The following is a 24586-nucleotide window of genomic DNA, read 5'->3' as shown; positions in this document are numbered from 1 at the left end:
TTTGTACGGCATACGGAATGATGCGCGTGCGAATTTACGCATCCTGCCGACAATTTGCCGATTCGCCGACATCGGCAACCTGTTATAATTCCTCTTTTAAATTTCTAACGTTTTCAAGCGAAAAACAGAATGACCATGCAAGAACATTACCAGCCCGCCGCCATCGAGCCTGCGGCGCAGAAAAAATGGGACGACGAGCGTATTTTCAACGTCTCCGAAGACGCTTCCAAACCCAAATACTACTGCCTCTCCATGTTCCCCTACCCCAGCGGCAAGCTGCACATGGGGCATGTGCGCAACTATACCATCGGCGATGTCTTGAGCCGCTTCAAACTCTTAAACGGCTTCAACGTCATGCAGCCTATGGGTTGGGACGCGTTCGGCATGCCGGCGGAAAATGCGGCGATGAAAAACAATGTCGCCCCTGCCGCATGGACGTACGACAACATCGAATACATGAAAACCCAGCTCAAAAGCCTGGGTTTTGCGATTGACTGGGAACGCGAAGTCGCTACCTGCAAACCCGAATACTACCGCTGGGAACAATGGCTGTTTACCAAGCTGTTTGAAAAAGGCATCGTGTACCGCAAAAACGGCACGGTAAACTGGGACCCTGTCGACCAAACCGTCCTTGCCAACGAGCAAGTCATCGACGGGCGCGGCTGGCGTTCGGGCGCGTTGATCGAAAAACGCGAAATCCCGATGTATTACTTCAAAATCACGGATTACGCCGAAGAGCTGCTCAACGATTTGGACAAGCTGGAACACTGGCCGGAACAAGTCAAAACCATGCAGCGCAACTGGATCGGCAAATCACGCGGTATGACCGTGCGCTTTGCTATTTCAGACGACAGCAAACAAGGCTTGGAAGGCGATTACGCGAAATTCCTGCAAGTTTATACCACCCGTCCCGACACGCTGATGGGCGCGACTTATGTTGCCGTTGCCGCCGAGCATCCGCTGGCAACCGCCGCAGCCGCCGACAAACCCGAATTGCAGGCATTTATCGCCGAATGCAAAGCCGGCTCGGTTGCCGAAGCCGACATGGCGACAATGGAGAAAAAAGGCGTGCCGACCGGCCGCTACGTCATCAACCCGCTTAACGGCGACAAACTGGAAGTGTGGATTGCCAACTATGTATTGTGGGGTTACGGCGACGGCGCAGTGATGGCGGTTCCGGCACACGACGAACGCGATTTCGAGTTCGCCACCAAATACAATCTGCCGAAAAAACAAGTCATTGCCGTCGGCGACAACGCATTCGACGCAAACCAATGGCAAGAATGGTATGCCGACAAAGAAAACGGCGTATTGGTCAACAGCGGCGACTTGAACGGTATGAATTTTCAGACGGCCTTCGACGCCATCGCCGCCAAACTGCAAAGCCAAGACGCAGGCGAACCGAAAACCCAATACCGCCTGCGCGACTGGGGTATTTCGCGCCAACGCTACTGGGGCTGCCCGATTCCCATCGTCCATTGCGAAAAATGTGGCGACGTCCCCGTCCCTGCCGACCAACTGCCTGTCGTTTTGCCCGAAAACGTCGTACCCGACGGCATGGGTTCGCCACTGGCAAAAATGCCCGAGTTTTACGAAACCACCTGCCCATGCTGCGGTGGCGCGGCGAAACGCGAAACCGACACCATGGACACCTTCATGGAATCGAGCTGGTATTTCTTCCGCTACATGTCGCCCAAGTTCGCAGAAGGCATGGTATCGGCTGAAGCCGCGAAATACTGGGGCTCGGTCGACCAATACATCGGCGGTATCGAACACGCGATTTTGCACCTCCTGTACGCGCGTTTCTTCACCAAACTGATGCGCGACGAAGGTTTGGTCAATGTTGACGAACCGTTTGAACGCCTGCTCACGCAAGGCATGGTCGTCTGCGAAACCTACTACCGTGAAAACGACAAAGGTGGCAAAGACTGGATCAACCCCGCCGATGTCGAGCTGACCTTTGACGACAAAGGCCGCCCTGTTTCCGCCGTCCTCAAAGCCAACGGACTGCCCGTCGTCATCAGCGGCACGGAAAAAATGTCCAAGTCCAAAAACAACGGCGTCGATCCGCAAGAACTGATTAACGCCTACGGCGCGGACACCGCCCGCCTGTTCATGATGTTTGCCGCCCCGCCCGAACAGTCCCTCGAGTGGAGCGACAGCGGCGTCGAAGGCGCACACCGCTTCCTGCGTCGTCTGTGGCGTACCGTTTACGAATACCTGAAGCAAGGCGAAGCAGTCAAAGCGTTTGCAGGCAGCCAAGACGGTTTGTCCAAAGAACTCAAGGACCTGCGCCACAAACTGCATTCCACCATCGCCAAAGTCAGCGACGACTACGGCCGCCGCCAGCAGTTCAACACCGCCATCGCCGCCGTGATGGAACTGCTCAACCAATACGACAAAACCGACACCAACGGCGAACAAGGCCGAGCCGTCGCCCAAGAAGTATTGGAAGCCGTCGTACGCCTGCTGTGGCCGATTGTGCCGCACATCTGCGAAACCCTGTGGAGCGAATTGAACGGCGCGAAACTGTGGGAAGCAGGCTGGCCGACAGTCGATGAAGCCGCCTTGGTCAAATCCGAAATCGAAGTGATGGTTCAAGTCAACGGCAAACTGCGCGGCAAAATCACCGTCGCCGCCGACGCATCCAAAGCCGACCTCGAAGCCGCCGCACTCGCCACCGAAGGCGCGGTGAAATTCATGGAAGGCAGGGCCGCGAAGAAAATCATCGTCGTTCCCGGACGCTTGGTGAATATCGTCGTCTAAGCCGCTGCTTTTAAGGTTTAGCCATACGGAGAAAGGCCGTCTGAAAACTTGGAAACAGGGTTTCAGACGGCCTTTTTAAGGCAGATTGGGTTGTCTGCATGACAGACCTCAAATATAGCGGATTAACTTTAAACCGGTGCGGCGTTGCCCCGCCTTGCCCTGATTTTTGTTAATCCACTCAAACTTAATCTCAAAATCCAAAATATGAATTTATTTTTCGATACCGAATTGGGAAAGCAACAAAATAAAGCAACCCACAAAATCCGTGTAATGAGCGAGGCTTGGCTGGAAAAAAACGGCTACTGCCCCTGTTGCGGAAGCAAGCCGATGCAGAGATTTGCCAATAACAAACCTGTTGCAGACCTCTTTTGCCCAAATTGCCACGAGCAATATGAATTAAAGAGTAAAAATCAAAAAAACATAGGCAACAGCGTGCCTGACGGTGCATATCGCACCATGCTGGAGCGCATCCGGTCAGATACCAACCCCAACTTTTTCTTTCTTGCATATAAAAAAGCGGATTACTCCATACGGCAATTGGTGCTTGTACCCAAACATTTCATCACGCCGGACATGATTATTCCCAGAAATAAAGGCATTAAAAACCGGCCGCACCACATTATGTGTTCCATCAATCTCGCCCCTTTGCCTGAAAGCGGCAAAATATTCTTAATAGACGATTCCCGCATTATCGAACCCGAAACCGTTCTGAAAAAATGGCAATCCAACCTGTTTTTACGCAACAAAAATGCGGAGCACAAAGGCTGGCTTTTGGCTGTTATGAAATGTATCGATCAACTCCCCGAAGAATTCACATTGTCGCAAATGTATGAATTTGAAAACAAACTATCCATCCAATTTCCCCAAAACAACCATATCAAAGACAAAATCCGCCAACAGTTGCAAATCTTGCGCGACCAAAATACGATCGAATTTATTGGTCGCGGACTTTACAAAAAATCAATAAATTGCGCCTAACTCCCAAGGCGTTTTGATTTCAAATCATGATACTGAATTTGAAAGGGATATTTATTCTTCTGCCATTCTGAAAACAGATGAAGTACAACGCAATATCGCTGCAAAGGGGCGCAGCCGTAAAAAAGTCGGGGAATTATTGGCAATTTATGATTGATTTCGACAAACCGTCCGCCTCCGAAGGTGAAGTGAAATTCATAGAAGGCAAGCATGCCAAGAAAATCATCGCAGTACCGGAAAGGAGGACGGGCATTGCGGTGTAAATCTTTTTTAAAACATTAAATAATGTTAAGATGCCGTCCGAAATCCGTTTTGGATTCAGACGGCATTTTTTAAATTTAATTTTTTAAGGGATAAGCCTAATATGAAATTTCCTTCCTTCCTTCCTTCCTTCCTTTAAACGGATAGTCTGCCTGTCGGCAGTCATTTCGATATTGGGAGGTTGTGCGGTCGTTGCTGATGTTTACGGTCATGATTCCGCCACAATGAACGCTGCGGCTGCCAAAGATTATATGAAAACGGTTGAGTTAAACAAGTCTGCCGGCAATGTCGATACCACATCCAGAACAGCCCGCAGGGTGCAGGCAGTATTTCGACGTATGCTGCCTTATGCCAATGCGGCAAATAATACCGGCCATAAGTTTGACTGGAAAATGACGGTTTTCAAAAACGATGAGCTGAACGCGTGGGCGATGCCCGGCGGGAAAATGGCGTTTTATACGGGGATAGTCGACAAACTCAAGCTGACCGATGACGAAATTGCCGCCATTATGGGGCATGAAATGACGCACGCCCTGCATGAACACGGTAAAAATAAGGTCGGGCAGCAAATCTTGACCAATACGGCGGCGCAGATAGGCACGCAGATTATATTAGACAAAAAACCGGACACTAATCCGGAATTGGTCGGATTGGGTATGGATATTTTGGGGACGTACGGTCTTACCTTGCCTTATAGCCGCAGCTTGGAAGAAGAAGCCGATGAGGGGGGAATGATGTTGATGGCGCAGGCAGGCTATCATCCGGCGGCCGCTGTCAGGGTTTGGGAAAAAATGAATCAGGAAAACGACCAAAACGGCTTTATTTATGCTATTACCTCTACCCATCCGACAAACAATGCCCGTATAGAAAATCTAAAACGGTTGTTGCCGACCGTTATGCCGGTTTATGAGCAAAGTGTCAGAAATAAGGGGCGCGTTAATAAAAAACGTCGGCGGTAAGGGAAGGAAATCGAGAATTTGAGCCGTTGTTTCAAAATGCCGTCTGAAATCCGTTTGAGATTCAGACGGCATTTAAACAGTTCTGCGCCCCGCCCGTTTTGCCTTCAAGCCCGCGCCTCCGATGCGGGCGCAAAAAAATCCCCGTGCCTCGCGGTCGGGCTATGCCGTCTGCACCGCCGCCGTTTCGGCTTGGTTTGTGCGGTCGGGCATTTGTGCGGCTATGCCCTGATATTCGGTTCGGCGGTCTTGCCTGTCTTGGCAGGCATATTCAGCAGCGCGTCTATTGTGAACTTGCTGATTTTGCCGTTTGCCAAGCCGGTTACGCAATGGCTTCGATGCCCTTGTTTTTGACGATGGTCAGCAGCTTCAACGCCGCGCCGCTGGGCTTTTTAACGCCCCGCTCCCAAGCCGAAACGTGATTTTTTCCCACGTTGAGATAGATGGCGAAAGCGGCTTGCGATAGTGCCTCCTTCTCCCTGATTGCCTTAATATCTTCGCCGGTTAACGGCTTGATTTCGGTCAGGCATGATTTATCAAAGCCGCGCATAGTCTTTTTGTCGATTGCGCCGATGTTGTAAGCCCCTTCCATCATTTCATGAATGGCGGCTAATACCTCGCTTTTGTATTTCATGATTCTATCTCCATGATAATGCCGTCTTCTTTCAAAGCCGCCAGCTCTGCCCGCGTGTATTTCAGATAATATGCGGCGGCTTTTCGGTAAACGTCCAGTTCTTTATCCGAAATGTTTTCCCTGTCGTTCTTGGCAAAGGCGTAAACAAGAAAATGCCCTGTCTGCCTGTTTGAACAGTATCAGGCTGCGATAGCCGCCGCTTCTGCCTTGTCCTTGCCGCGCTATGCGCTGCTTAATCACGCCGCCGCCTAAATCTGCGTCTATCAGCCCATTATCCGCCCTCTCTACCGCTTCCAGCAGCTCGGAATCGTTGATTTTGTGCTTCTTGGCAAATTTCGCTATCCACTGGTTTTTGAATATCCGCATTGTGTAGCCGTTGATTAGTGATACTTGGAATTATACCAGAGACAGACAACACGGCAAGCCATCTTTTTTATGCCCCGCAATTTCTCCGTTTATGCCGCCTGAAACACCGGCGGCTAACCTGATTATTTTTTAATCAATCGCTTTTAATGGCTCAAATTGTGTTTTTAGCGCGTTTCGCTGTCTTCCTATGCCCCGCAATATATAAGTGGATTAAATTTAAATCAGGACAAGGCGACGAAGCCGCAGACAGTACAAATAGTACTGCAAGGCGAGGCAACGCTGTACTGGTTTAAATTTAATCCACTATAACCAAGCGGTTTAACCACCTTTCCTCCCAGAAATTGGCGCATTTCCGTGCGTTTCGGCTTTCTGTCCCACTGCGCTCCCACCGCCAAGACGGCAAAAAAACGCAAACACACAAAACCCGCCACCAACCCGTTACTACTTGTTACCGTAATCGTTACCGATTTTTATTTTTTTATTATTTTATTTCATATACTTATTTTTATAATATCTTTCAGTAACGGCGGTAACGGGTAAGGGTAGTGCATTTCTATATAGGGATTTTCCGAAAACCAAAAAAATCGCCCTGTATCTTGGACAGTTTTCCCCTGTTCCTTACGGTTCGTCAGTATTCCCCGCAAGCTCTTTTCCGCTTGGCATTCCTGATTTGGCGGTCGTTCAGCTTTATTTTTGCAGTATTTTTCGGATACCGTAAAAAATCAGGTTAGTTCAATTAGGGCGGATTGGACGGGATTGCACAGTCAGGAAGGGGGACGGCAGGATAACAATCAGTCTGAAAACCTTGTATTGATTGGGATTGGTTGGCGACGTTGGATGGGATTGAACAAAAAACGCCTGAAATTTTCAGGCGTTTTTGTGTGTTGGTGCCGACAGCGAGATTTGAACTCGCACAGCCTACGGCCACTACCCCCTCAAGATAGCGTGTCTACCAATTTCACCATGTCGGCATTTGAAAAACTGTTATTTCTGCTGCTGAGGAACAGGGGCAGAAGGTTCGGTATTGTTTACGGGTTTGGGTGCTTGCTGGGTCTGTTGTACGTTGCTGAAGTCCAAACCGTGTTTTGTCGTGTGGGTGTGAATATACACCATAGCCATACAGCTTGCAAAGAAAAATGTTGCTGCAACGGCGGTCGAGCGGCTGAGGAAGTTGGCGTTGCCGGCAGAGCCGAATACGCCTTGCGCGCTGCCGCTTCCCGATCCGAAGGTCGCGCCTGCATCCGCGCCTTTGCCGTGTTGGAGCAATACTAACACGATGACGGCCAAGGCGGAAATGATATTAATAATCCAAATAAGGGTTTTGAAGGCTTCCATATTTCTCTACGCATTTTGTGCGGCACTGATGATGGCGGTAAAGGAGTCGTATGACAATGATGCGCCGCCGACGAGTGCGCCGTCCACATAAGGCACTGCGAAGATGTCGGCCGCGTTGTCCGCCTTCACACTTCCGCCGTAAAGGACGCGGATTTTAACATCGCTTCCGCACAAAGACAAGATTTCTTTGTAGATGAATGCGTGCATATCGGCGATTTGTTTTACGGTGGCGACTTTGCCGGTGCCGATTGCCCAAACCGGCTCGTAGGCGACGGCGATGTTTTTGGTGTCCAGCCCTTGCAATATGGAGAGTTGGTGGGCGATGACTTCGTGTTCTTTGCCGGCTTCGCGCTCCTCGAGGCTTTCGCCGACGCACAATAACGGAATCAGTCCGACGTTGAGGACGTTTTCCATTTTGCGGCGTTGGATTTCGTTTTTTTCGCCGAAATAGAGGCTGCGTTCGGAGTGTCCGATGAGGACGATGTCTGTGCCGATGTCGGCGAGCATTTCGGCGGACACTTCGCCGGTGTATGCGCCGTTGTTGGGGAAGCGGCTCACGTCTTGGGCGCAGGTGAGGATGCGGTTGTTTAAGACGATTTGCATGGCGTTGTGCAGTTGCAGCAGGTAAACGGTCGGGGCGGCGAGTCCGATGAGGACGCGTTCGGCGGTGGGGAGGATGCGGAAGCGGTGCATCAGTGCGTTGTTGTTCTGGAGCCGGCCGTTCATTTTCCAGTTGCCGATGACCCATTTTTGATCCCACATTCCGATTTGGTGATACATCTTTTTTGCTCCGTGTCGTGTTTTTTCTGTCTGCCGCGTGTGGCGCGTTGCAATGTGAAGTTTAGTGGATATGCGGCGGGTTCGCAACTTGGGGCGGGCGGCTGCAGGGCGGTTTGGAATGCTGTTTCGGGCAGGCTGTTTTATAATGGCTGCCTGATATGTATGCAAATATGGGAGATGTGATGCACGTGCTTCATTTTTCGGCTTCGGATAAGGCCGCGCTTTATCGGGAGGTGTTGCCGCAGATTGAGTCTGTGGTGGCGGACGAGACGGATTGGGTGGCGAATTTGGCGAACACGGCGGCGGTTTTGAAGGAGGCGTTCGGCTGGTTTTGGGTGGGTTTTTATTTGGTCGATACGCGTTCGGACGAATTGGTTTTGGCACCGTTTCAGGGGCCTTTGGCGTGTACGCGGATTCCGTTCGGACGCGGGGTGTGCGGTCAGGCTTGGGCGAAGGGTGAAACGGCGGTTGTTAAGGATGTGAACGCGCATCCCGACCATATTGCCTGTTCGTCTTTGTCGCGTTCGGAGATTGTCGTGCCGCTGTTTTCAGACGGCCGCTGTATCGGTGTGTTGGACGCGGACAGCGAACATTTGGCGCAGTTTGATGAGACAGATGCTTTGTATTTGGGCGAACTGGCGAAGATTTTGGAGAAGCGGTTTGAGGCTTCGCGTCAGGCGGCTTGAGACTGGCAAAACGGGCGGGCTTCGCGTACCGAAGTTGGCGCGGCGGTAGTGTGGTTTTATAATGCCTGCCATTGATAAAACAATTATTTGACGGAGCACTAAATGGATTTTGAAAAAGCGCGGTTCAATATGGTCGAACAGCAGATCCGTCCTTGGGATGTGTTGGATTTTGACGTGTTGGACGCTTTGGCGGAGATTCCGCGCGAGCGTTTCGTGAACGAGTCTTTGCAGGGCTTGGCGTATGCGGATATGGAGCTGCCGCTTGCCAACGGTCATAAGATGCTCGAGCCGAAAGTCGTGGCGCGGCTGGCGCAGGGTTTGAAGCTGACGAAAAACGATACGGTTTTGGAAATCGGCACGGGTTCGGGCTATGCGACCGCGCTTTTGGCAAAATTGGCGGGCAAAGTGGTTTCGGACGACCTCGATGCCGAACAGCAAAACCGCGCCAAAGCGGTGTTGGACGGCTTGGGTTTGGACAATATCGATTATGTGCAAAACAACGGACTGAACGAACTTTCCGCAGGTGCGCCGTTTGATGCGGTTTACGTCGGCGGTGCGGTCAATATTGTGCCTGATGTGTTGAAACAACAGTTAAAAGATGGCGGACGCATGGTGGTTATCGTAGGACGCAAACCTGTTCAACGCGCGCTTTTGATTACGCGTCAAGGCGATACGTTTGAAGAGAAGGCACTGTTCGATACTTTGGTGGCCAATTTGACCGACAAGGATGCTCATCCTTTCGACAGTTTTAATTTTTGATGTTCGGATTGTGATGCCGTCTGAAAGCAGATTGCGTTTCAGACGGCATTTTGCTCGATTGGGGAAAGGAAACCCGATGGATATTGTGCAACTCTCGCCGTTGGCACTGAAAATTTGGATGGATGAGGGACGGGCGTTCCGACTGTTGGACGTGCGTACGGATGAAGAGGCGGCGATTTGTTCGCTGCCCGATGCGGTACATATCCCGATGAATCTGATTCCGCTACGGCAGAACGAACTGCCGGACGACGGCGTGCCGCTTGTGGTGTATTGCCATCACGGCATCCGCAGCCTGCATACGGCGATGTATTTGGCGGACGCGGGGTTTGAAAACCTGTACAACCTTCAGGGCGGCATCGACGCGTGGGCGGTTGAGGTTGACGGCAACATGATGCGTTATTGAGGCAGGCATTTCAGACGGCATTCCTTATCGGATACGGTACGGAATGCCGTTTGTTTATGCTGCCAAAAATTCTTTGAGGAACAATAAGACGCAGGTGAGTTCGTCGGCGGATTCGCGTTGCGTACCGTTGCCGGTATGTCCGCCGCCGTCAGGCGAGTAGAGCCAAGATTGCGGCGAGGTTTCGCGCAGTTTGGCGTAGAACTTGAGCGCGTGGGCGGGATGGACGCGGTCGTCGCTGAGGCTGGTGGTGATGAGCGCAGGCGGATAATCGATGCCGTCTGAAAGATTGTGATACGGCGACAATTCGCCCAGCCGGCGTTTGCAGACTTCGTATTTTTGCGGGTTGCCGTATTCGTCCGTCCAGCTTGCGCCGGCGGAGAGCAGCGGATAGCGGATCATGTCGGTCAGCGGCACTTCGCACACCAGCGCGCCGATGCTTTGCGGTTCGCGCACGAAGGCGGCGGCGGTAATCAGGCCGCCGTTGCTGCCGCCCTGCAAACCGATGTGTTTGGGCGAACTCATGCCGCGTTCGGACAAATCGCGCACGACGGCAAGCAAATCATCGACGCTTTTGTGTTTGCTGATTCCCTGCGCCGCCTGATGCCAGCGCGGGCCGAACTCACCGCCGCCGCGTATGTTCGCCAACACGAAGGCGTTGCCCTCTTCCAACCAGTATTTGCCGATGCTGCCCAGATAATGCGGCAACTCGGGTACGCCGAAACCGCCGTAGGCATAAACCAGCGTCGGCGTGTCGGGCGCAGCGTTTTTGCCGACGTGGAAATAAGGGATGCGCTCGCCGTCGGCCGAAGTCGCCCAAAACTGCCGCACTTCGATGCCGTCTGAAACAAACTGCTGCGGCTGGCGGCGCATGACGGTCAGTTCCATCACGTTCAAATCCAATGCAAACAGCGTCAGCGGCGTGGTGAAATCGCTGGCGGCAAGGTAAACCACGTCGCCGCCCCAAGGCTGGTCGGTCATTTCCAGCGCGCCCGAAGGCAGGCGCGGCAGTTCGGCCTCCTGCCATTTGCCGTCGGCAAACCGCCACGCTTTCAGACGACCCTGTACGTTTTCCAAAAGGCTCGCCACCACGAAACGCTTAGTCGTTTCCACGCTTTCCAATGCCTGCGTTTCATCGGGCGCAAACAAAAGCTGCGCCGCCCCGAGTTCGCCCCGATTCAGCTTCACCGCCACCAGCGCGCCGCTCGGATAGCTTTGGTTCGCGCGGTGCCAGTCCTTGCGCAGCGTCAGCAAAAGATGCCCCGCCAGATAGCCGACCACGTCGCAATCATTAGGCAGGTTCAACGGTTTCGCCTCGCCTTCAGACGACACCTGCAAATACGTCTTGGTGTAAAAACCGTCCGACGCTTCAATCAAATCAATCGGCGAACCCTGCGGATCAAGGTAACGCCACGCGTTCACCATCATCGCGCCTTTATCAATTTGGTAAACCGGCAGGCTTTCCTCGAAACTCTTGCCGCGCTCCACCAGCCACACTTCGCGCGGATAGCCCGATTCGGTCAACTGGCGTTCGTCCCAAGCCGGACACACCCACACGCTGTTTTCATCGCGCCACGACACATGGTTTTTGCCTGCCGGAAAGTGAAAACCGCCTTCTACCAATTCCCCTGCTTCCAAATCCACTTCCAGCGTGTACGCCGTATCGCCGCCCGATTTGCTCAGCGTTAATAACGCGCGGTTGGGCTTTTCCACCAAGTGCGACACGCCGCCCAAATACACATCGTCGCCAAGCAGCTCGTCGAAATCCGCCACCGAAAACAGGATTTTCCACTCGGGATAGCCCGAACGGTACGTCGCCGCCGTACACACGCGGTACACGCCCTTCGGATATTCCGCGTCCTGATGGAAATGGTACATCCGCGCGCGGTGTTCCTGACAAAACGGAATCTGCCGCGTGTCCTGCATTTGATTCAAAATGCCGTCTGAAAGCGCGCGTGCCTTGCCGTTGTTTAAAAAACGCGCGCGCGTTTCGGCATTCGCTTCAGCAGCGAAGTTTTGCGTTTCGGCGGAATTGAGGTTTTCAAAATGGCGGTAGGGGTCGGGGTAGGATTTCATCGGGGTCCTTGAGGGTTGGGCAGGTCTTTATCATCGGGGAAATGCCGTCTGAAACGGGGTTCAGACGGCATTTCTGCGGCGGCTTTCCGTTGCGGTCAGCGGTGCAGGCGACGCACCAGAATATGCGAGTTCCGTCCGTTGTTGCGGTAGGCTTTGCGCCGCGTTTCGGGCAACTCGTCTTCCGATGCCGTATGAAAGCCGCGTTCGGCAAACCATTCGCCGGTATTTGTGGACAGTGCGAACAGCCTGCTTATGCCTATGCCGCGCGCCTTATCGATAATGTGGGCAAGCAGGCGTTCGCCGTAGCCGCCGTCCTGTGCCTGCGGCGAGACGGCAAGGCAGGCGATTTCGCCGCAATCGGCTTCGGCAAAGGTTTTCAGGGCGGCGCAACCGTACAGGTTGCCGTCGTGTTCGAGGATGGAAAATTCGGAAATGTGGTTTTCGAGGTATTCGCGGCTGCGGTGCAGCAGGATGCCCTGTTCTTCCAGCGGACGGATGAGGGCGGCAATGTGCGGGATGTCGCCGCTGTGCGCCTGCCGGATGGAGACGAAGGCTTCTTTGGCAATGGACGTGCCGATGCCGTTGCGGGTGAAGAGTTCTTGCAGCAGGCTGCCGTCGGCGGCCCCGTTGAGGATTTGGACGCGATGCACGCCGCCTTCGAGCGCGGCAACGGCGGACGAAATCAGCCGTCGCGTTTCGCCGCCGGCGTGTTCCGCCAGCGATTGCGCTTCCTGTGCCGAGAGGGTTTCGGCGAGCGTGCCGTCGGGGCGGGAAATGCCGTCTGAAAGGGTCAGGTAAACGAGTTTTTCGGCCTGAAGCGAGACGGCGACGGAAGCGGCGGTTTGAAGCATATCGAGATGGAAGGTTTTGCCGCCGTAGGAAGGCCCGAGCGGCGGCAGCCAGACGATATTGCCCGCGTCGAGTTGGAAGCGGAGGACGGCGGTGTCGGTTTTGCGGATAACGCCCGCGTATTCCATATCGGTTCCGTCAATCACACCTATCGGACGGGCGGTCAGGAAGTTGCCCGATACGAGCGGGACGGAAGGCGCGCGCGCGAGCCCGGAAACGCTGCCGCACAATGCGGCTTCAAAACGGCTGCGGACGGTGCCGGCAAACTGCTGCGCCTGTTCGAGCGAGGTTTCGTCGGTAACGCGCAAGCCCCGGCAATAATGCGGCGCGCGGCCTTGCGCGGCGGCGTGGCGGTCGAGGAAGTGGCGCGCGCCGTGGATGAGGACGAGCCTGATGCCCAGTTGCGACAACAGCCCGATGTCGGCGGCGAGCTTGTTTAAGGTATCGCCTTCGAGCAGGCGGTCGTCTATGCCGGCGACCAGTGTCGTGCCGCGCATTTGGCGGATGTAGGGGGCGGCTTCGCGGAAGTGGGCGACAAAGAGGTCGGGCGCGCTCATAGGATGACGAGGTAGGAAAGCTGCATAATGAGGACGATAAGGGCAAACAGGGCGGCAATAGTCCAGTTGAACCCTTCCTGACGTACAGGGGCGGCGGCAGGCACGGCAACCTGCGGTGCGGCGGCGGTTGCGGGCGGAATATCGGGCGGGGTTGTGCCGCCGTTGAGGATGCCGGCGATTTCGTCGCGGGAAATCTGTTTTTTGCCGATGGCGTTCGTGCCGATGCGGTGGACGAGTTTGACATCCGAAACAGCTTCGGGCAAATCGTTGAATATGGGTTCTTTCGTGCTTGCCAGATGGTCTTTGGCTTTAAACAGCCCTTCGCATTTTTGGCAGACGACGAAGCCTTGGGCGACGTTGAGCTGGGTTTCTTTGACCCAGAGACGGGTTTTGCAGTGGGGGCAGAAACAGGCGGGCATGGTATTTCCTCGTGTGTGTCAGGTTTGATGCCGTCTGAGGCGTAAGGCGGTTCAGACGGCATATGCTTTGTTTTTATTCTACGCCGTACTGCCGACGGTAGGCTCGGACGGGTTCGAGGAACTGTCCGAATTCGGGGTTGTTTTGCAACAGGATGAACAAATCGTTCAGGCTGGCGATGGGGGCGACGGGCAGGCCGTATTGTTTTTCCACTTCCTGAACCGCGCTCAATTCGCCGGTGCCTTTTTCCATACGGTCGAGCGCGATGGCGACGCCGGCGGGGGTTGCACCCTCCGCTTCAATCAGTTTGATCGATTCGCGCACGGATGTTCCGGCGGAAATCACATCGTCGATAATCAGCACACGCCCTTTAAGCGGCGCACCGACCAACACGCCGCCTTCGCCGTGGTCTTTGGCTTCTTTGCGGTTGTAGGCAAACGGGACGTTCACGCCTTTTTCCACCAGCATCATCGCGGTTGCCGCCGCCAAAATAATGCCTTTGTAGGCGGGGCCGAACAGCATATCGAACCCGATGCCGCTTTCAATGATGGATTGTGCATAGAATTTTGCCAGTTGCAGCGTGGACGCGCCGTCGTTGAAGAGACCGGCATTGAAGAAGTAAGGCGACTGCCGTCCTGCCTTGGTGGTGAATTCGCCGAATTTCAAAACATTTTGGGCGAGGGAGAATTTGAGGAAATCTTGGCGGAAATCAGTCATTTTGTGCTTTCTGTCAGATATTGGGACGCAGTTGCGATTCTACCGCCCCGTGCGGCGCGCTTCAACTGCCGCCTCCTTGCGCCAAGACACGTTTGAGCTGCTTGAGCGTCTGCCAGGCGCGGGCTTTGAGTTCGGGTTGGCGCAACAGCCGGGCGGGATGGTCGATGATGAAGAAGGGGCGGCCGGCGCACAGGGTTTCAATCATCGCCTGCCGTTCCGGTTTGACAAATGCCTGTCCGAGGAAAAGGACGGTGGGGGCGCGGCAGCCGTCGAGTTCGCGGGCGATTTGACCCAGCGCATTTGCGATTGCCGCTTCAGACGGCATCGGGTTGCCGACGGCGGCGGTTTTCACCCAACAGGTTTTGTGGACATAAGCGGCATCGAGCCCTGCGGCCTTGAGGATGTTGTCGAGCAGGATGCCCGGTTTGCCGTGGAACAGTTGCCCGTAAACCGCATCCTCGATCGGCGGACACAGGCTGACGACGGCAAGCTTGGTGATGCCCGAAGCGGCGGGAACGGGGGCGATGCCGTCTGAAAGGTCGGGCAGCAGGTCGGCTTCGGGTGCGGGAACGGGTTTGCGATCGTGTTCGGGTGCGGCGGTTTTCAGTGCCGCCATCGTTTCGAGCCGCGCCTGACCGTTATGGGGCTGGGAAGGGCGAATCGGCTCGGCGCGGACGGTTTGGGGACGTGCCTGTGTCGGGATTGCGGGTGTGTTTTTGGTCGGCAGGACGACGGCGGTCTGTTTCAGCCACATCGGGCCCAAGCCCAAAGCCTCGTGCAGGTGGAGGTAGCGCGCGCTTAACATATTTTCTCCATTAAGACGGCATCTTCGGTTTTACCGTCGGCTGTACGGTAATAGTTTTTCCGCCTGCCCGCAATGCTGAAGCCGTGTTTGGCATACAGTGCCTGTGCGGCGGCGTTGCCTGCGCGGACTTCGAGCAGCAGGCGTTGCGTGCCTTCGGGCAGATGTGCGAACCAATATTCGAGCAGGGCGGACGCGACACCCCGGCGGCGGTATGCAGGAGCGGTGGCAATCAGGTGCAGTTCGGATTCGTCGGGCAGGTTCTGCCAAACGATAAAGGCGGCAATCCCGCCGTCTTTTTCCGCAAGGAAAACCTGTTCGGACGGCGAAACCAGTGCGGATTCGAATTGGCGTTGCGTCCATGCGGACGGGTTGCAGACGGCATCGAGCGCGGCGAGTGCCGCGCAATCGGCATAAACGGCACGGCGGATGTTCACGGGCGCGCCCTCCGTTCGGCCTGTTCTTTGGCGGTCAGGGCGATTTTGTTGCGGACGTAGAGCAGTTCGGCGTGTGCCGCAGCGACGGCGGGAAAACCGCCTTCTGCCGCCAGATTGAGGAAGTCGGCAGCGGTCGGCATATCGGGTTTGCCTGCGAAGGGCGGACGGTTTTCCAGCGCGAACGCATTGCCGATGCCGTCTGAAAAGACGTGTCCCTCGGGGAGGGTAATGTCTGCCGTCCTACCGACTTGATAATCGCTCAAACGGCGGCGGTTCAGCGTGTCGAACCATGCATAAAACACTTCGCCCATACGAGCGTCCGTAGCGGCAAGGATGCAGCTTTGCGGCGGCGGCAGCGAGGCGGCGGCATCGAGCGTGGGAATGCCGATTAAAGGCGTATCGAACGGCGTTGCCAAACCTTGCGCCACGCCGATGCCGATACGCAGTCCGGTAAACGCGCCGGGGCCTTTCGCATAAACAATCGCCCCCAAATCGGCGGCGGTAATGCCCGCATTTCGGAACAGGGTGCGGATTTCCGTCAGGATCAGTTCGGATTGGCGGCTGCCGGCCTCCTGATGGAACAGACGGGTTTCACCGTCGGCACGCAGAGCGAGCGACAAATAGGAAGTTCCGGTATCGACGGCGAGGACGGGGCGGTTGAAATCGGCTTGCATGGTGTGGTTCTCGTTGGTTCAGACGGCATTATATAGTGAAACCGGCTTGCCTGCCGTGCCGTCGTGTCCTAGGGCGGTATGGCGCAAAAATGCCGTCCGAACGGTAAATTATCGTGTTCGGACGGCATTTTTCAAATGCTACTGTTTGCCGGCTATGCCGATTTCGTGAACCTTTTCCCCTATCTTCACGGTTGCCGAGCCGGCGATTTCTTGGGCGCGGTCGCCGAAAAGGGCGAGGTGGTAAGTGCCTTTTTCTTCGCTGCCGTAGCGCGTGTCGCCCAAAATGACGGCGTGTGATTTTTCATCTGCTTTGAGTTCGGCGGAGGCCAGATCGACATTGAGTTCGGGCGTTTTCAGGTGTTCGATTCTGCCGTAACCCTGTTTGTTGGTAAAATCGATGGTGTAGTGCAGCCTGCCGTTCGGGTCGTCGGAGCTGAATGCTTTGCCGTGATACTCGGCTTTGCCGCCGGGCAGTTGGTTGAAGGCGGTATGTTCTCCGCCCAAACCGCTGACAAGGAAGGAGCGTTGGTTTATCAGGCTGTCGATTTTGTCGGGATTGTTGACTTTTTCAGTCTGTAGGGCAACGAGGGCGGAGTGGTCCTGTTTGTATATTTGGAATTCGCCGCTTGCCAGCATGATGGTTTGTCCGTCCACTTCGATTTTTTGCACGAAGTCGAAGCGGCTGATTTTGTCGTTCTTCAGTTTGCCCGTGTTGAGGCTGTTGTCTTTACCGCCGGCTTTGAAAGTTTTTTCCGCACCTTGTGCCGACAGGGTCAGTGTTCCGTTTTGGGGAATGGAGTCTTCCAATGTCAGGGATTTCAAACCTTTGTCTTTATGGTCGAGCGGCGCAGTTAGTGCATCGGCAAGCCCCGTGCCGATGTCGGCGGCGACACCGCCGCTTCCGCCGCCTCCGCTGCTGCAGGCGGTCAGAATCAGGGTGGCGGTCAGGGAAAGGCAGCAGAAGGCAGTTCGGTTCACAGGTTTACTCCCAGTCATACACAGAATAGATAATATATAAACGTTTTGGTTGCGGTATCTTTTTTGCATACTGCATCAATGAGGCAGGTCAAAGAAGCAAAAATCAAATACCGTCCGAACAACGGTTCAGACGGTATTTTGTTTACAGGCAACCTGTTATTTGACGATTTGGTTCAATTCGCCCTTGGCATAACGGTTTGCCATTTTTTCCAAAGAAATCGGTTTGATTTTGCCTGCCTGACCTTCGCAGCCGAACGCAAGATAGCGGTCGAGGCAGATTTGCTTCATGGCCTCAATGGTTTTGCTCAGGTATTTGCGCGGGTCAAAGTCGGACGGGTTTTCAGCAAGGTAGCGGCGTACCGCGCCGGTGGAAGCAAGGCGCAAGTCGGTATCGATGTTGACTTTGCGCACGCCGTGTTTGATGCCTTCGACGATTTCTTCAACCGGCACGCCGTAGGTTTCGCCGATATTGCCGCCGTATTCGTTGATGACTTTCAGCCATTCTTGCGGAACGGAGCTGGAGCCGTGCATCACGATGTGTGTATTGGGCAGGGCTTGGTGGATTTCTTTGATGCGGTCGATACGCAATACGTCGCCTGTGGGCGGACGAGTGAATTTGTACGCGCCGTGGCTGGTGCCGACGGCAATAGCCAATGCGTCAACGCCGGTATCTTTAACGAAACGCACGGCATCTTCGACGCTAGTGAGCATTTGGTCGTGGGAAAGTTTGCCTGCCGCGCCCACGCCGTCTTCTTCGCCTGCTTCGCCGGTTTCGAGGTTGCCCAATACGCCGATTTCGCCTTCGACGGATACGCCGCAAGCGTGGGAGAAGTTAACCACGGTACGTGTGGCGTTGACGTTGTATTCGTAAGAAGAAGGGGTTTTGCCGTCTTCCATCAGCGAGCCGTCCATCATCACGGAGGAGAAGCCCAGTTGGATGGAGCGTTGGCATACATCAGGAGATGCGCCGTGGTCTTGGTGCATCACGACGGGGATGTGCGGGAATTCTTCGACAGCCGCCAAAATCAGGTGGCGCAAAAACGGCGCACCCGCGTATTTGCGCGCGCCGGCGGATGCTTGAACGATGACGGGGGCGTTGACTTGGTCGGCCGCCTCCATGATGGCGCGCATTTGTTCGAGGTTGTTGACGTTGAAGGCGGGCAGGCCGTAGCTGTTTTCGGCGGCGTGGTCGAGCAGTTGGCGCATGGATACGAGTGCCATTTTTGTCTCCTTGGGCAGTGGGGGTAAATAAGTTGGATTATAATGTTTTTTGCGGCAAAAAACTACAAACCGCTACATTGATTTTATGTTAACGATAACGGCGGGCAGACGGGTCGGATTTTGGGCGGTTCGGGGTTTTGGTGTGTCGTTTATGATAATGTTTTCACTGGTTTTTTGATATTTGTGTGGGACGGTTATGGTTTTGGACGGGTTTGCGGCGCATTTTGACGCTTATTTGGAAAACATCGTGCGCGAGGGCAAGTCGGAGCACACGGTTGCGGCATACCGGCGCGATGTGGAAGAACTGTTTGTGCTGTTGGCACAAATGCCGTCTGAAGATGCAGGCGGCGTGCCGCAGGATTTGTCGCGGCGCGATTTTACGGCGGCGTTGCGGCGGCTGTCGCAGCGCGGTTTGGCTGGTCGGACGCTGGCGCGCAAGCTGTCGGCGTGGCGGCAGTATTGTGTCTGGCTGGTCAAACGAGGTCTGCTGCATACCGACCCGACCGCCGATATCAAACCGCCGAAGCAGCCCGAGCGCGTACCCAAAGCCCTGCCGCAGGAATGGCTGAACCGGATGCTGGATTTGCCCGTGGACGGCGGCGACCCGCTGGCGGTGCGCGATCACGCGCTGTTCGAGCTGATGTACGGCAGCGGTTTGCGCGTGAGCGAGATACACGGCTTGAATGCAGATGATGTATATTTGGACGAGGCGTGGGTACACGTTACCGGCAAAGGAAGAAAACAACGTCAGGTGCCGCTGACCGGCAAAAGCGTGGAAGCCTTGAAAAACTATCTGCCGCTGCGTCAGACGGCATCGGACGGCAAAGCCCTGTTTACCGGCAGGAACGGCACGCGCCTGAGCCAACGCCAAATCCAAAAACGCCTCGAATCGTGGGCGGTGAAACACGGCGACGGCAGGCACGTTTCGCCGCATATGATGCGCCACAGCTATGCCGGACACCTGTTGCAGGCTTCGCGCGACATCAGGGCGGTGCAGGAGCTGCTCGGACACAGCAGCCTTTCGACCACGCAGATTTACACCAAGCTCGATTTCGACCACATCGCCCGCCTCTATGACGAAGCCCACCCGCGCGCCAAGCGGCAGGACGAATGACATACGGCAAAATCAGCCGTCAGCCGCACACTCTTGATATATAATTGACCGTTGCACCCGGACGACACATAAAAAAAGACACACCATGAACCCAAGCCCCCTACTCGACCTGATTGACAGCCCGCAAGACCTGCGCCGCCTGGATAAAAAACAGTTGCCCCAAGTCGCCGCCGAGTTGCGAGAGTTTCTGTTGGAATCTGTCGGGCAGACCGGCGGGCATTTCGCCAGCAATTTGGGCGCGGTCGAACTGACGGTTGCGCTGCATTATGTGTACGACACGCCCGAAGACCATTTGGTCTGGGATGTCGGCCATCAAAGCTATCCGCACAAAATCCTCACCGGCCGCAAAAATCAAATGCACACCATGCGCCAATACGGCGGTTTGGCCGGTTTTCCGAAACGCAGCGAGTCGGAATACGACGCGTTCGGCGTGGGGCATTCTTCCACATCCATCGGCGCGGCTTTGGGCATGGCCGTTGCGGACAAACAGTTGGGCAACAACCTCCGCAGCGTCGCCATCATCGGCGACGGCGCCATGACGGCGGGTCAGGCGTTTGAAGCCCTAAACTGTGCAGGCGATATGGATGTCGATTTGCTGGTCATCCTCAACGACAACGAAATGTCGATTTCCCCCAACGTCGGCGCGTTGCCCAAATACCTCGCCAGCAACGTCGTGCGCGATATGCACGGACTGCTCAGCACCATCAAAGCCCAGTCGAGCAAGGTTTTGGACAAGCTGCCCGGCGCGATGGAGTTTGCCCAAAAAGTCGAACACAAAATCAAAACCTTGGCAGGCGAAGCAGAACACGCCAAACAGTCGCTGTCGCTGTTTGAAAACTTCGGCTTCCGCTACACCGGCCCCGTGGACGGGCACAACGTCGAAAATCTGGTGGACGTATTAAAAGACCTGCGCGGCCGCAAAGGCCCTCAGTTGCTGCACGTCATCACCAAAAAGGGCAACGGCTACAAACTCGCCGAAAACGACCCCGTCAAATACCACGCCGTCGCCAACCTGCCCAAAGACGTTTCAGACGACCTCAAAACCGCAACGTCGTCTGAAAAAGAAAACAAACCCGCCGCCAAACCGACCTATACGCAAGTGTTCGGCAAATGGCTGTGCGACCAGGCGGCGGCTGATTCCCGATTGGCGGCGATTACCCCCGCCATGCGCGAGGGCAGCGGACTGGTCGAATTCGAACAACAATTCCCCGACCGCTATTTCGATGTCGGTATTGCCGAGCAGCACGCCGTTACCTTTGCCGGCGGTTTGGCTTGCGAAGGCATGAAGCCCGTCGTGGCGATTTATTCCACCTTTTTACAACGCGCCTACGACCAACTGGTGCACGACATCGCCCTGCAAAACCTGCCCGTTTTGTTTGCCGTTGACCGCGCGGGCATCGTCGGTGCGGACGGCCCGACTCATGCCGGTTTGTACGATTTGAGCTTCTTGCGCTGCGTGCCGAATATGATTGTTGCCGCGCCGAGCGATGAAAACGAATGCCGCCTGCTGCTTTCAACCTGCTATCAGGCAGACGCCCCCGCCGCCGTCCGCTATCCGCGCGGCACGGGAACAGGCGCACCCGTTTCAGACGGCCTTGAAACCGTAGCCGTCGGCAAAGGCATCGTCCGCCGCCAAGGCGAGAAAACCGCATTCATCGCCTTCGGCAGCATGGTCGCCCCCGCATTGGCGGTTGCCGAAAAACTGAACGCCACCGTCGCCGATATGCGCTTCGTCAAACCGATAGACGAAGAACTCATCGTCCGCCTCGCCCAAAGCCACGACTACATCGTTACCGCCGAAGAAAACGCCGAACAAGGCGGCGCAGGCAGCGCGGCGCTGGAAGTGTTGGCAAAACACGGCATCTGCAAACCCGTTTTGCTTTTGGGCGTTGCCGACACCGTAACCGAACACGGCGATCCGAAAAAACTTTTGGACGATTTGGGCTTGGGTGCCGAAGCAGTGGAACGCCGCGTACGTGCATGGCTGCCTGACCAATATGCGGCAAACTAAGCCACCCGTTATCGGCAGGTGAAACCCTTGCGTTTTTTACCGACGGTTTCTGTGCCGGCTTGTTCGTCCTAACAGTAGGAAACATGATTGTCCGGCCGGATATCATGCAAGACAAAATGCCGTCTGAAACCATGACGCGGTTTCAGACGGCATTGTTGCGGTTTTGTTCGGCAAGCTTACCAAATTCCGTCAAAGTTCCTCGTACCGCGCCAGAATTTCCACCTGTCCGCAGCGGTAAACGTCAGCGTGCCACCGTTTAATCCGTCTGTGGAGATGTCCAGCCGTTTGATTTTGCCGGTGCGGACGGCTTCGTAGATCGGTGCGAACCAGCGTTCTTCCCACTGCTGCAATATTGCCGCATACCGCTCCCTGTCCCCTGTCAGGGCGGTCAGGCGCAAATCGTCCATAAACAGGATATGGTGCGTGTCGGGCAGGTATGCCGCCGTTTCTTCATAGGCGCGGAAGTTGTCGGGCAATGCGCGGCGGTCGGGGTGGAAACGGCTCCAAACCGTATCGGCGAAAAGCGTGCCGCCTTGCGCGCCGCCGTTTGTGCCGTCCCAAAACCATAAGCCGTTCAATTCGGGCAGCCCGCGTTTTTTGCGGTTATGGTTGACGGGATGCGCGGCCAGCCACATTTGGATTTCGGTTTGGACGCGCAACCACGTTACCGCATCTTCTCCGTCCGGCTGATCGTCCGCGCCCAACAATCCGCCCAAGTCCAAAACGGGCTTCGCGCCCCAGCGGTACGCGCGGGGAAGGGAAACCAGCCATAATTCGGGCAGGACGGGAACGAAACGCCACGGAATATCGCCGTAAAACGCCGACAGGTCGCGGCAGAGCCGTTCCGCTTCATCCGTACCGACGTTCAGATATTCCGCCGTCAGCACATTTGCCTGATGCATCCCCATCTTTTGCCAGACGGGCGTGGCGAGCGCGACGGCTTCAGACGGCATATTCAGGCTTTGCGCCGCGCGTTCCACCAGTCTGCCGCACCACAAATAACGCGCGTAAAATGCCGAAGCCGTGCAGCTTTGGCGGTGCAGCGAGCCGTATTGCAGGATTTTGTTGAAAGCGTGCAGGCATAGAGGTATTCGGATTTCGTCTTCATCCAAATTGAGCGAGGGAATGGCGAGGGTGAGTTTCATCGTTTGGCGTTTCAGAAATGCAGGTCAGGCGCAACATTATAGAGGATTCGGCGCAAACGCCGTCAAAAAGGAACAATATGGCTGTCTTCCCACTTTCGGCAAAACATCGGAAATACGCGCTGCGTGCGCTTGCCGTTTCGATTATTTTGGTGTCGGCGGCATACATTGCTTCGACAGAGAGGACGGAGCGCGTCAGACCGCAGCGCGTGGAACAAAATCTGCCGCCGCTGTCTTGGGGCGGCAGCGGTGTTCAGACGGCATATTGGGTGCAGGAGGCGGTGCAGCCGGGCGACTCGCTGGCGGACGTGCTGGCGCGTTCGGGTATGGCGCGGGACGAGATTGCCCGAATCACGGAAAAATATGGCGGCGAAGCCGATTTGCGGCATTTGCGTGCCGACCAGTCGGTTCATGTTTTGGTCGGCGGCGACGGCGGCGCGCGCGAAGTGCAGTTTTTTACCGACGAAGACGGCGAGCGCAATCTGGTCGCTTTGGAAAAAAAAGGCGGCATATGGCGGCGGTCGGCTTCTGAGGCGGATATGAAGGTTTTGCCGACGCTGCGTTCGGTCGTGGTCAAAACGTCGGCGCGCGGTTCGCTGGCGCGGGCGGAAGTGCCCGTCGAAATTCGCGAATCCTTAAGCGGGATTTTCGCCGGCCGCTTCAGCCTTGATGGTTTGAAGGAAGGCGATGCCGTGCGCCTGATTTACGACAGCCTGTATTTCCACGGGCAGCAGGTGGCGGCGGGCGATATTCTGGCGGCGGAAGTCGTTAAGGGAGGCACAAGGCATCAGGCGTTCTATTACCGTTCGGACAAGGAAGGAGGAGGGGGCGGCAATTATTACGATGAAGACGGCAGGGTGTTGCAGGAAAAAGGCGGCTTCAACATCGAGCCACTGGTCTATACGCGCATTTCTTCGCCGTTCGGCTACCGTATGCACCCCATCCTGCACACTTGGCGGCTGCACACGGGCATCGATTATGCCGCACCGCAGGGAACGCCGGTCAGGGCTTCCGCCGACGGCGTGATTACCTTTAAAGGCCGGAAGGGCGGATACGGCAACGCGGTGATGATACGCCACGCCAACGGTGTGGAAACGCTGTACGCGCACTTGAGCGCGTTTTCGCAGGCGGAAGGCAATGTGCGCGGCGGCGAGGTCATCGGTTTTGTCGGTTCGACCGGGCGTTCGACGGGGCCGCACCTGCATTACGAGGCGCGCATCAATGGGCAGCCCGTCAATCCTGTTTCGGTCGCATTGCCGACACCCGAATTGACGCAGGCGGACAAGGCGGCGTTTGCCGCGCAGAAACAGCAGGCGGACGCGCTGCTTGCGCGCTTGCGCGGCATACCGGTTACTGTGTCGCAATCGGATTGAAGTTTGAACCGGCGACGAAAACAATGTCGTCTGAAAATCTGCAAACAGGTTTTCAGACGGCATTTGCAGTTGATTAAAATAAAGTTAAGCCAAGGAAGCACTGCCGTCATTCCCGTACGGGCGGGAATCCGGACACCACGGCACGGAAACTCATCCGCCGTCATTCCCGCGAAAGCGGGAATCTAGAAATACAACGCGGCAGGAGTTTATCGGAAATGACTGAAACCCAACGCACCGGATTCCCGCTTTCGCGGGAATGACGAAGTGGGTGGGAATCCGGATTTATCCGTTCCGGCAGTG

Annotated in this window: 23 protein-coding genes, 1 tRNA gene and 3 pseudogenes; 12 read left to right on the top strand and 15 right to left on the bottom strand. The window is 55.5% G+C overall.

Annotated features, from left to right (window positions below):
- The first annotated feature begins 135 nt into the window (after positions 1–135).
- The 6 genes and pseudogenes from leuS (at position 136) to Q9J80_RS03030 (ending at position 5312) form a co-directional block, all read left to right on the top strand.
- Positions 136–2766, top strand: coding sequence for a leucine--tRNA ligase (leuS, locus tag Q9J80_RS03050; RefSeq protein WP_301672848.1), 2631 nt, complete (start codon positions 136–138; stop codon positions 2764–2766).
- Positions 2767–2970: 204 nt separating this feature from the next.
- A pseudogene (locus Q9J80_RS03045) lies at positions 2971–3761 on the top strand (DpnI domain-containing protein).
- Positions 3734–3898: pseudogene (locus Q9J80_RS10865) on the top strand (DNA adenine methylase); the annotation flags it as partial. The pseudogenes Q9J80_RS03045 and Q9J80_RS10865, both read left to right, overlap by 28 nt.
- Positions 3822–4004: a leucyl-tRNA synthetase gene (locus Q9J80_RS03040; protein ID WP_234403386.1), complete on the top strand. Its 183-nt coding sequence runs from the start codon at positions 3822–3824 to the stop codon at positions 4002–4004. The pseudogene Q9J80_RS10865 and the gene Q9J80_RS03040, both read left to right, overlap by 77 nt.
- Before the next feature lie 222 nt (positions 4005–4226).
- Positions 4227–4961, top strand: coding sequence for a M48 family metallopeptidase (locus tag Q9J80_RS03035; protein ID WP_118792450.1), 735 nt, complete (start codon positions 4227–4229; stop codon positions 4959–4961).
- Positions 4962–4997: 36 nt separating this feature from the next.
- The gene (locus Q9J80_RS03030; protein WP_167435415.1) at positions 4998–5312 is read left to right on the top strand and encodes a hypothetical protein; all 315 of its coding nucleotides are present in this window, start codon (positions 4998–5000) and stop codon (positions 5310–5312) included.
- Here the strand turns inward: Q9J80_RS03030 and Q9J80_RS03025 are convergent.
- The 5 genes and pseudogenes from Q9J80_RS03025 to tpiA form a co-directional block, all read right to left on the bottom strand.
- The gene (locus Q9J80_RS03025; protein WP_301672772.1) at positions 5281–5592 is read right to left on the bottom strand and encodes a helix-turn-helix domain-containing protein; all 312 of its coding nucleotides are present in this window, start codon (positions 5590–5592) and stop codon (positions 5281–5283) included. The two genes, Q9J80_RS03030 and Q9J80_RS03025, sit on opposite strands and share 32 nt — an antisense overlap.
- Positions 5589–5958 (bottom strand): annotated as a pseudogene (locus Q9J80_RS03020) (type II toxin-antitoxin system RelE/ParE family toxin). Before Q9J80_RS03020 ends, Q9J80_RS03025 begins: the two are co-directional and overlap by 4 nt.
- An 885-nt stretch (positions 5959–6843) precedes the next feature.
- Positions 6844–6929: transfer RNA gene (locus Q9J80_RS03010), tRNA-Leu, on the bottom strand.
- A 13-nt stretch (positions 6930–6942) separates the two neighbouring features.
- Positions 6943–7293: a preprotein translocase subunit SecG gene (secG, locus tag Q9J80_RS03005; protein WP_301672773.1), complete on the bottom strand. Its 351-nt coding sequence runs from the start codon at positions 7291–7293 to the stop codon at positions 6943–6945.
- A 6-nt stretch (positions 7294–7299) separates the two neighbouring features.
- Positions 7300–8073: a triose-phosphate isomerase gene (gene tpiA / locus Q9J80_RS03000; RefSeq protein ID WP_301672774.1), complete on the bottom strand. Its 774-nt coding sequence runs from the start codon at positions 8071–8073 to the stop codon at positions 7300–7302.
- A gap of 158 nt (positions 8074–8231) precedes the next feature.
- Between tpiA and Q9J80_RS02995 the strand changes: the two genes are divergently transcribed.
- The 3 genes from Q9J80_RS02995 to Q9J80_RS02985 all read left to right on the top strand — a co-directional run bounded on the left by Q9J80_RS02995 (position 8232) and on the right by Q9J80_RS02985 (position 9921).
- Positions 8232–8759, top strand: coding sequence for a free L-methionine (R)-S-oxide reductase MsrC (locus tag Q9J80_RS02995; protein WP_301672775.1), 528 nt, complete (start codon positions 8232–8234; stop codon positions 8757–8759).
- A 102-nt stretch (positions 8760–8861) separates the two neighbouring features.
- Positions 8862–9518: a protein-L-isoaspartate O-methyltransferase family protein gene (locus Q9J80_RS02990; RefSeq protein ID WP_304671417.1), complete on the top strand. Its 657-nt coding sequence runs from the start codon at positions 8862–8864 to the stop codon at positions 9516–9518.
- 76 nt (positions 9519–9594) lie between these two features.
- Complete coding sequence (locus Q9J80_RS02985) at positions 9595–9921, top strand: rhodanese-like domain-containing protein (protein WP_301672849.1); 327 nt, start codon at positions 9595–9597, stop codon at positions 9919–9921.
- 54 nt (positions 9922–9975) lie between these two features.
- Here the strand turns inward: Q9J80_RS02985 and Q9J80_RS02980 are convergent, their stop codons facing one another.
- The 9 genes from Q9J80_RS02980 to fba form a co-directional block, all read right to left on the bottom strand.
- Complete coding sequence (locus Q9J80_RS02980; protein WP_301672777.1) at positions 9976–11994, bottom strand: prolyl oligopeptidase family serine peptidase; 2019 nt, start codon at positions 11992–11994, stop codon at positions 9976–9978.
- A gap of 95 nt (positions 11995–12089) precedes the next feature.
- Complete coding sequence (argA, locus tag Q9J80_RS02975) at positions 12090–13400, bottom strand: amino-acid N-acetyltransferase (RefSeq protein ID WP_301672778.1); 1311 nt, start codon at positions 13398–13400, stop codon at positions 12090–12092.
- Positions 13397–13819: an MJ0042-type zinc finger domain-containing protein gene (locus tag Q9J80_RS02970; protein ID WP_301672779.1), complete on the bottom strand. Its 423-nt coding sequence runs from the start codon at positions 13817–13819 to the stop codon at positions 13397–13399. Before Q9J80_RS02970 ends, argA begins: the two co-directional genes overlap by 4 nt.
- A 73-nt stretch (positions 13820–13892) precedes the next feature.
- Complete coding sequence (gene pyrE, locus Q9J80_RS02965) at positions 13893–14534, bottom strand: orotate phosphoribosyltransferase (protein ID WP_301672780.1); 642 nt, start codon at positions 14532–14534, stop codon at positions 13893–13895.
- Positions 14535–14595: 61 nt separating this feature from the next.
- The gene (locus Q9J80_RS02960) at positions 14596–15339 is read right to left on the bottom strand and encodes a uracil-DNA glycosylase family protein (protein ID WP_301672781.1); all 744 of its coding nucleotides are present in this window, start codon (positions 15337–15339) and stop codon (positions 14596–14598) included.
- Positions 15333–15773 carry a ribosomal protein S18-alanine N-acetyltransferase gene (gene rimI / locus Q9J80_RS02955; protein WP_301672782.1) on the bottom strand — a complete coding sequence of 147 codons (441 nt, stop codon included), beginning with the start codon at positions 15771–15773 and terminating at the stop codon, positions 15333–15335. Before rimI ends, Q9J80_RS02960 begins: the two co-directional genes overlap by 7 nt.
- Complete coding sequence (gene tsaB / locus Q9J80_RS02950) at positions 15770–16447, bottom strand: tRNA (adenosine(37)-N6)-threonylcarbamoyltransferase complex dimerization subunit type 1 TsaB (RefSeq protein WP_301672783.1); 678 nt, start codon at positions 16445–16447, stop codon at positions 15770–15772. Before tsaB ends, rimI begins: the two co-directional genes overlap by 4 nt.
- A 138-nt stretch (positions 16448–16585) precedes the next feature.
- Entirely contained in the window at positions 16586–17425 is an 840-nt protein-coding gene (locus tag Q9J80_RS02945; RefSeq protein WP_301672784.1) for a factor H-binding protein, read from the bottom strand.
- A gap of 156 nt (positions 17426–17581) precedes the next feature.
- Positions 17582–18646: a class II fructose-bisphosphate aldolase gene (gene fba, locus Q9J80_RS02940; protein ID WP_301672785.1), complete on the bottom strand. Its 1065-nt coding sequence runs from the start codon at positions 18644–18646 to the stop codon at positions 17582–17584.
- A 196-nt stretch (positions 18647–18842) separates the two neighbouring features.
- Here fba and Q9J80_RS02935 point away from each other — a divergent pair, with 196 nt between their 5' ends.
- Entirely contained in the window at positions 18843–19760 is a 918-nt protein-coding gene (locus Q9J80_RS02935; RefSeq protein ID WP_301672786.1) for a tyrosine recombinase XerC, read from the top strand.
- Between the two features lie 85 nt (positions 19761–19845).
- Entirely contained in the window at positions 19846–21771 is a 1926-nt protein-coding gene (gene dxs / locus Q9J80_RS02930) for a 1-deoxy-D-xylulose-5-phosphate synthase (RefSeq protein WP_301672787.1), read from the top strand.
- 176 nt (positions 21772–21947) lie between these two features.
- On the opposite strand, the gene Q9J80_RS02925 is transcribed toward dxs, so the two are convergent.
- A complete protein-coding gene (locus Q9J80_RS02925) occupies positions 21948–22916 on the bottom strand; it encodes a hypothetical protein (RefSeq protein WP_304671418.1) in 969 nt (322 codons plus the stop codon).
- Between the two features lie 77 nt (positions 22917–22993).
- On the opposite strand from Q9J80_RS02925, the gene Q9J80_RS02920 reads away from it, so the two are divergent.
- Positions 22994–24286: a DD-carboxypeptidase/endopeptidase Mpg gene (locus Q9J80_RS02920; protein ID WP_304671419.1), complete on the top strand. Its 1293-nt coding sequence runs from the start codon at positions 22994–22996 to the stop codon at positions 24284–24286.
- Positions 24287–24586 lie beyond the last annotated feature (300 nt).

Source organism: Neisseria blantyrii, from assembly GCF_962747855.1.
Classification (GTDB): Bacteria; Pseudomonadota; Gammaproteobacteria; order Burkholderiales; family Neisseriaceae; genus Neisseria; species Neisseria viridiae.
The sequence above is the reverse complement of the archived record's forward strand: the minus strand, read 5'-3'. Positions and strand labels throughout refer to the sequence as shown.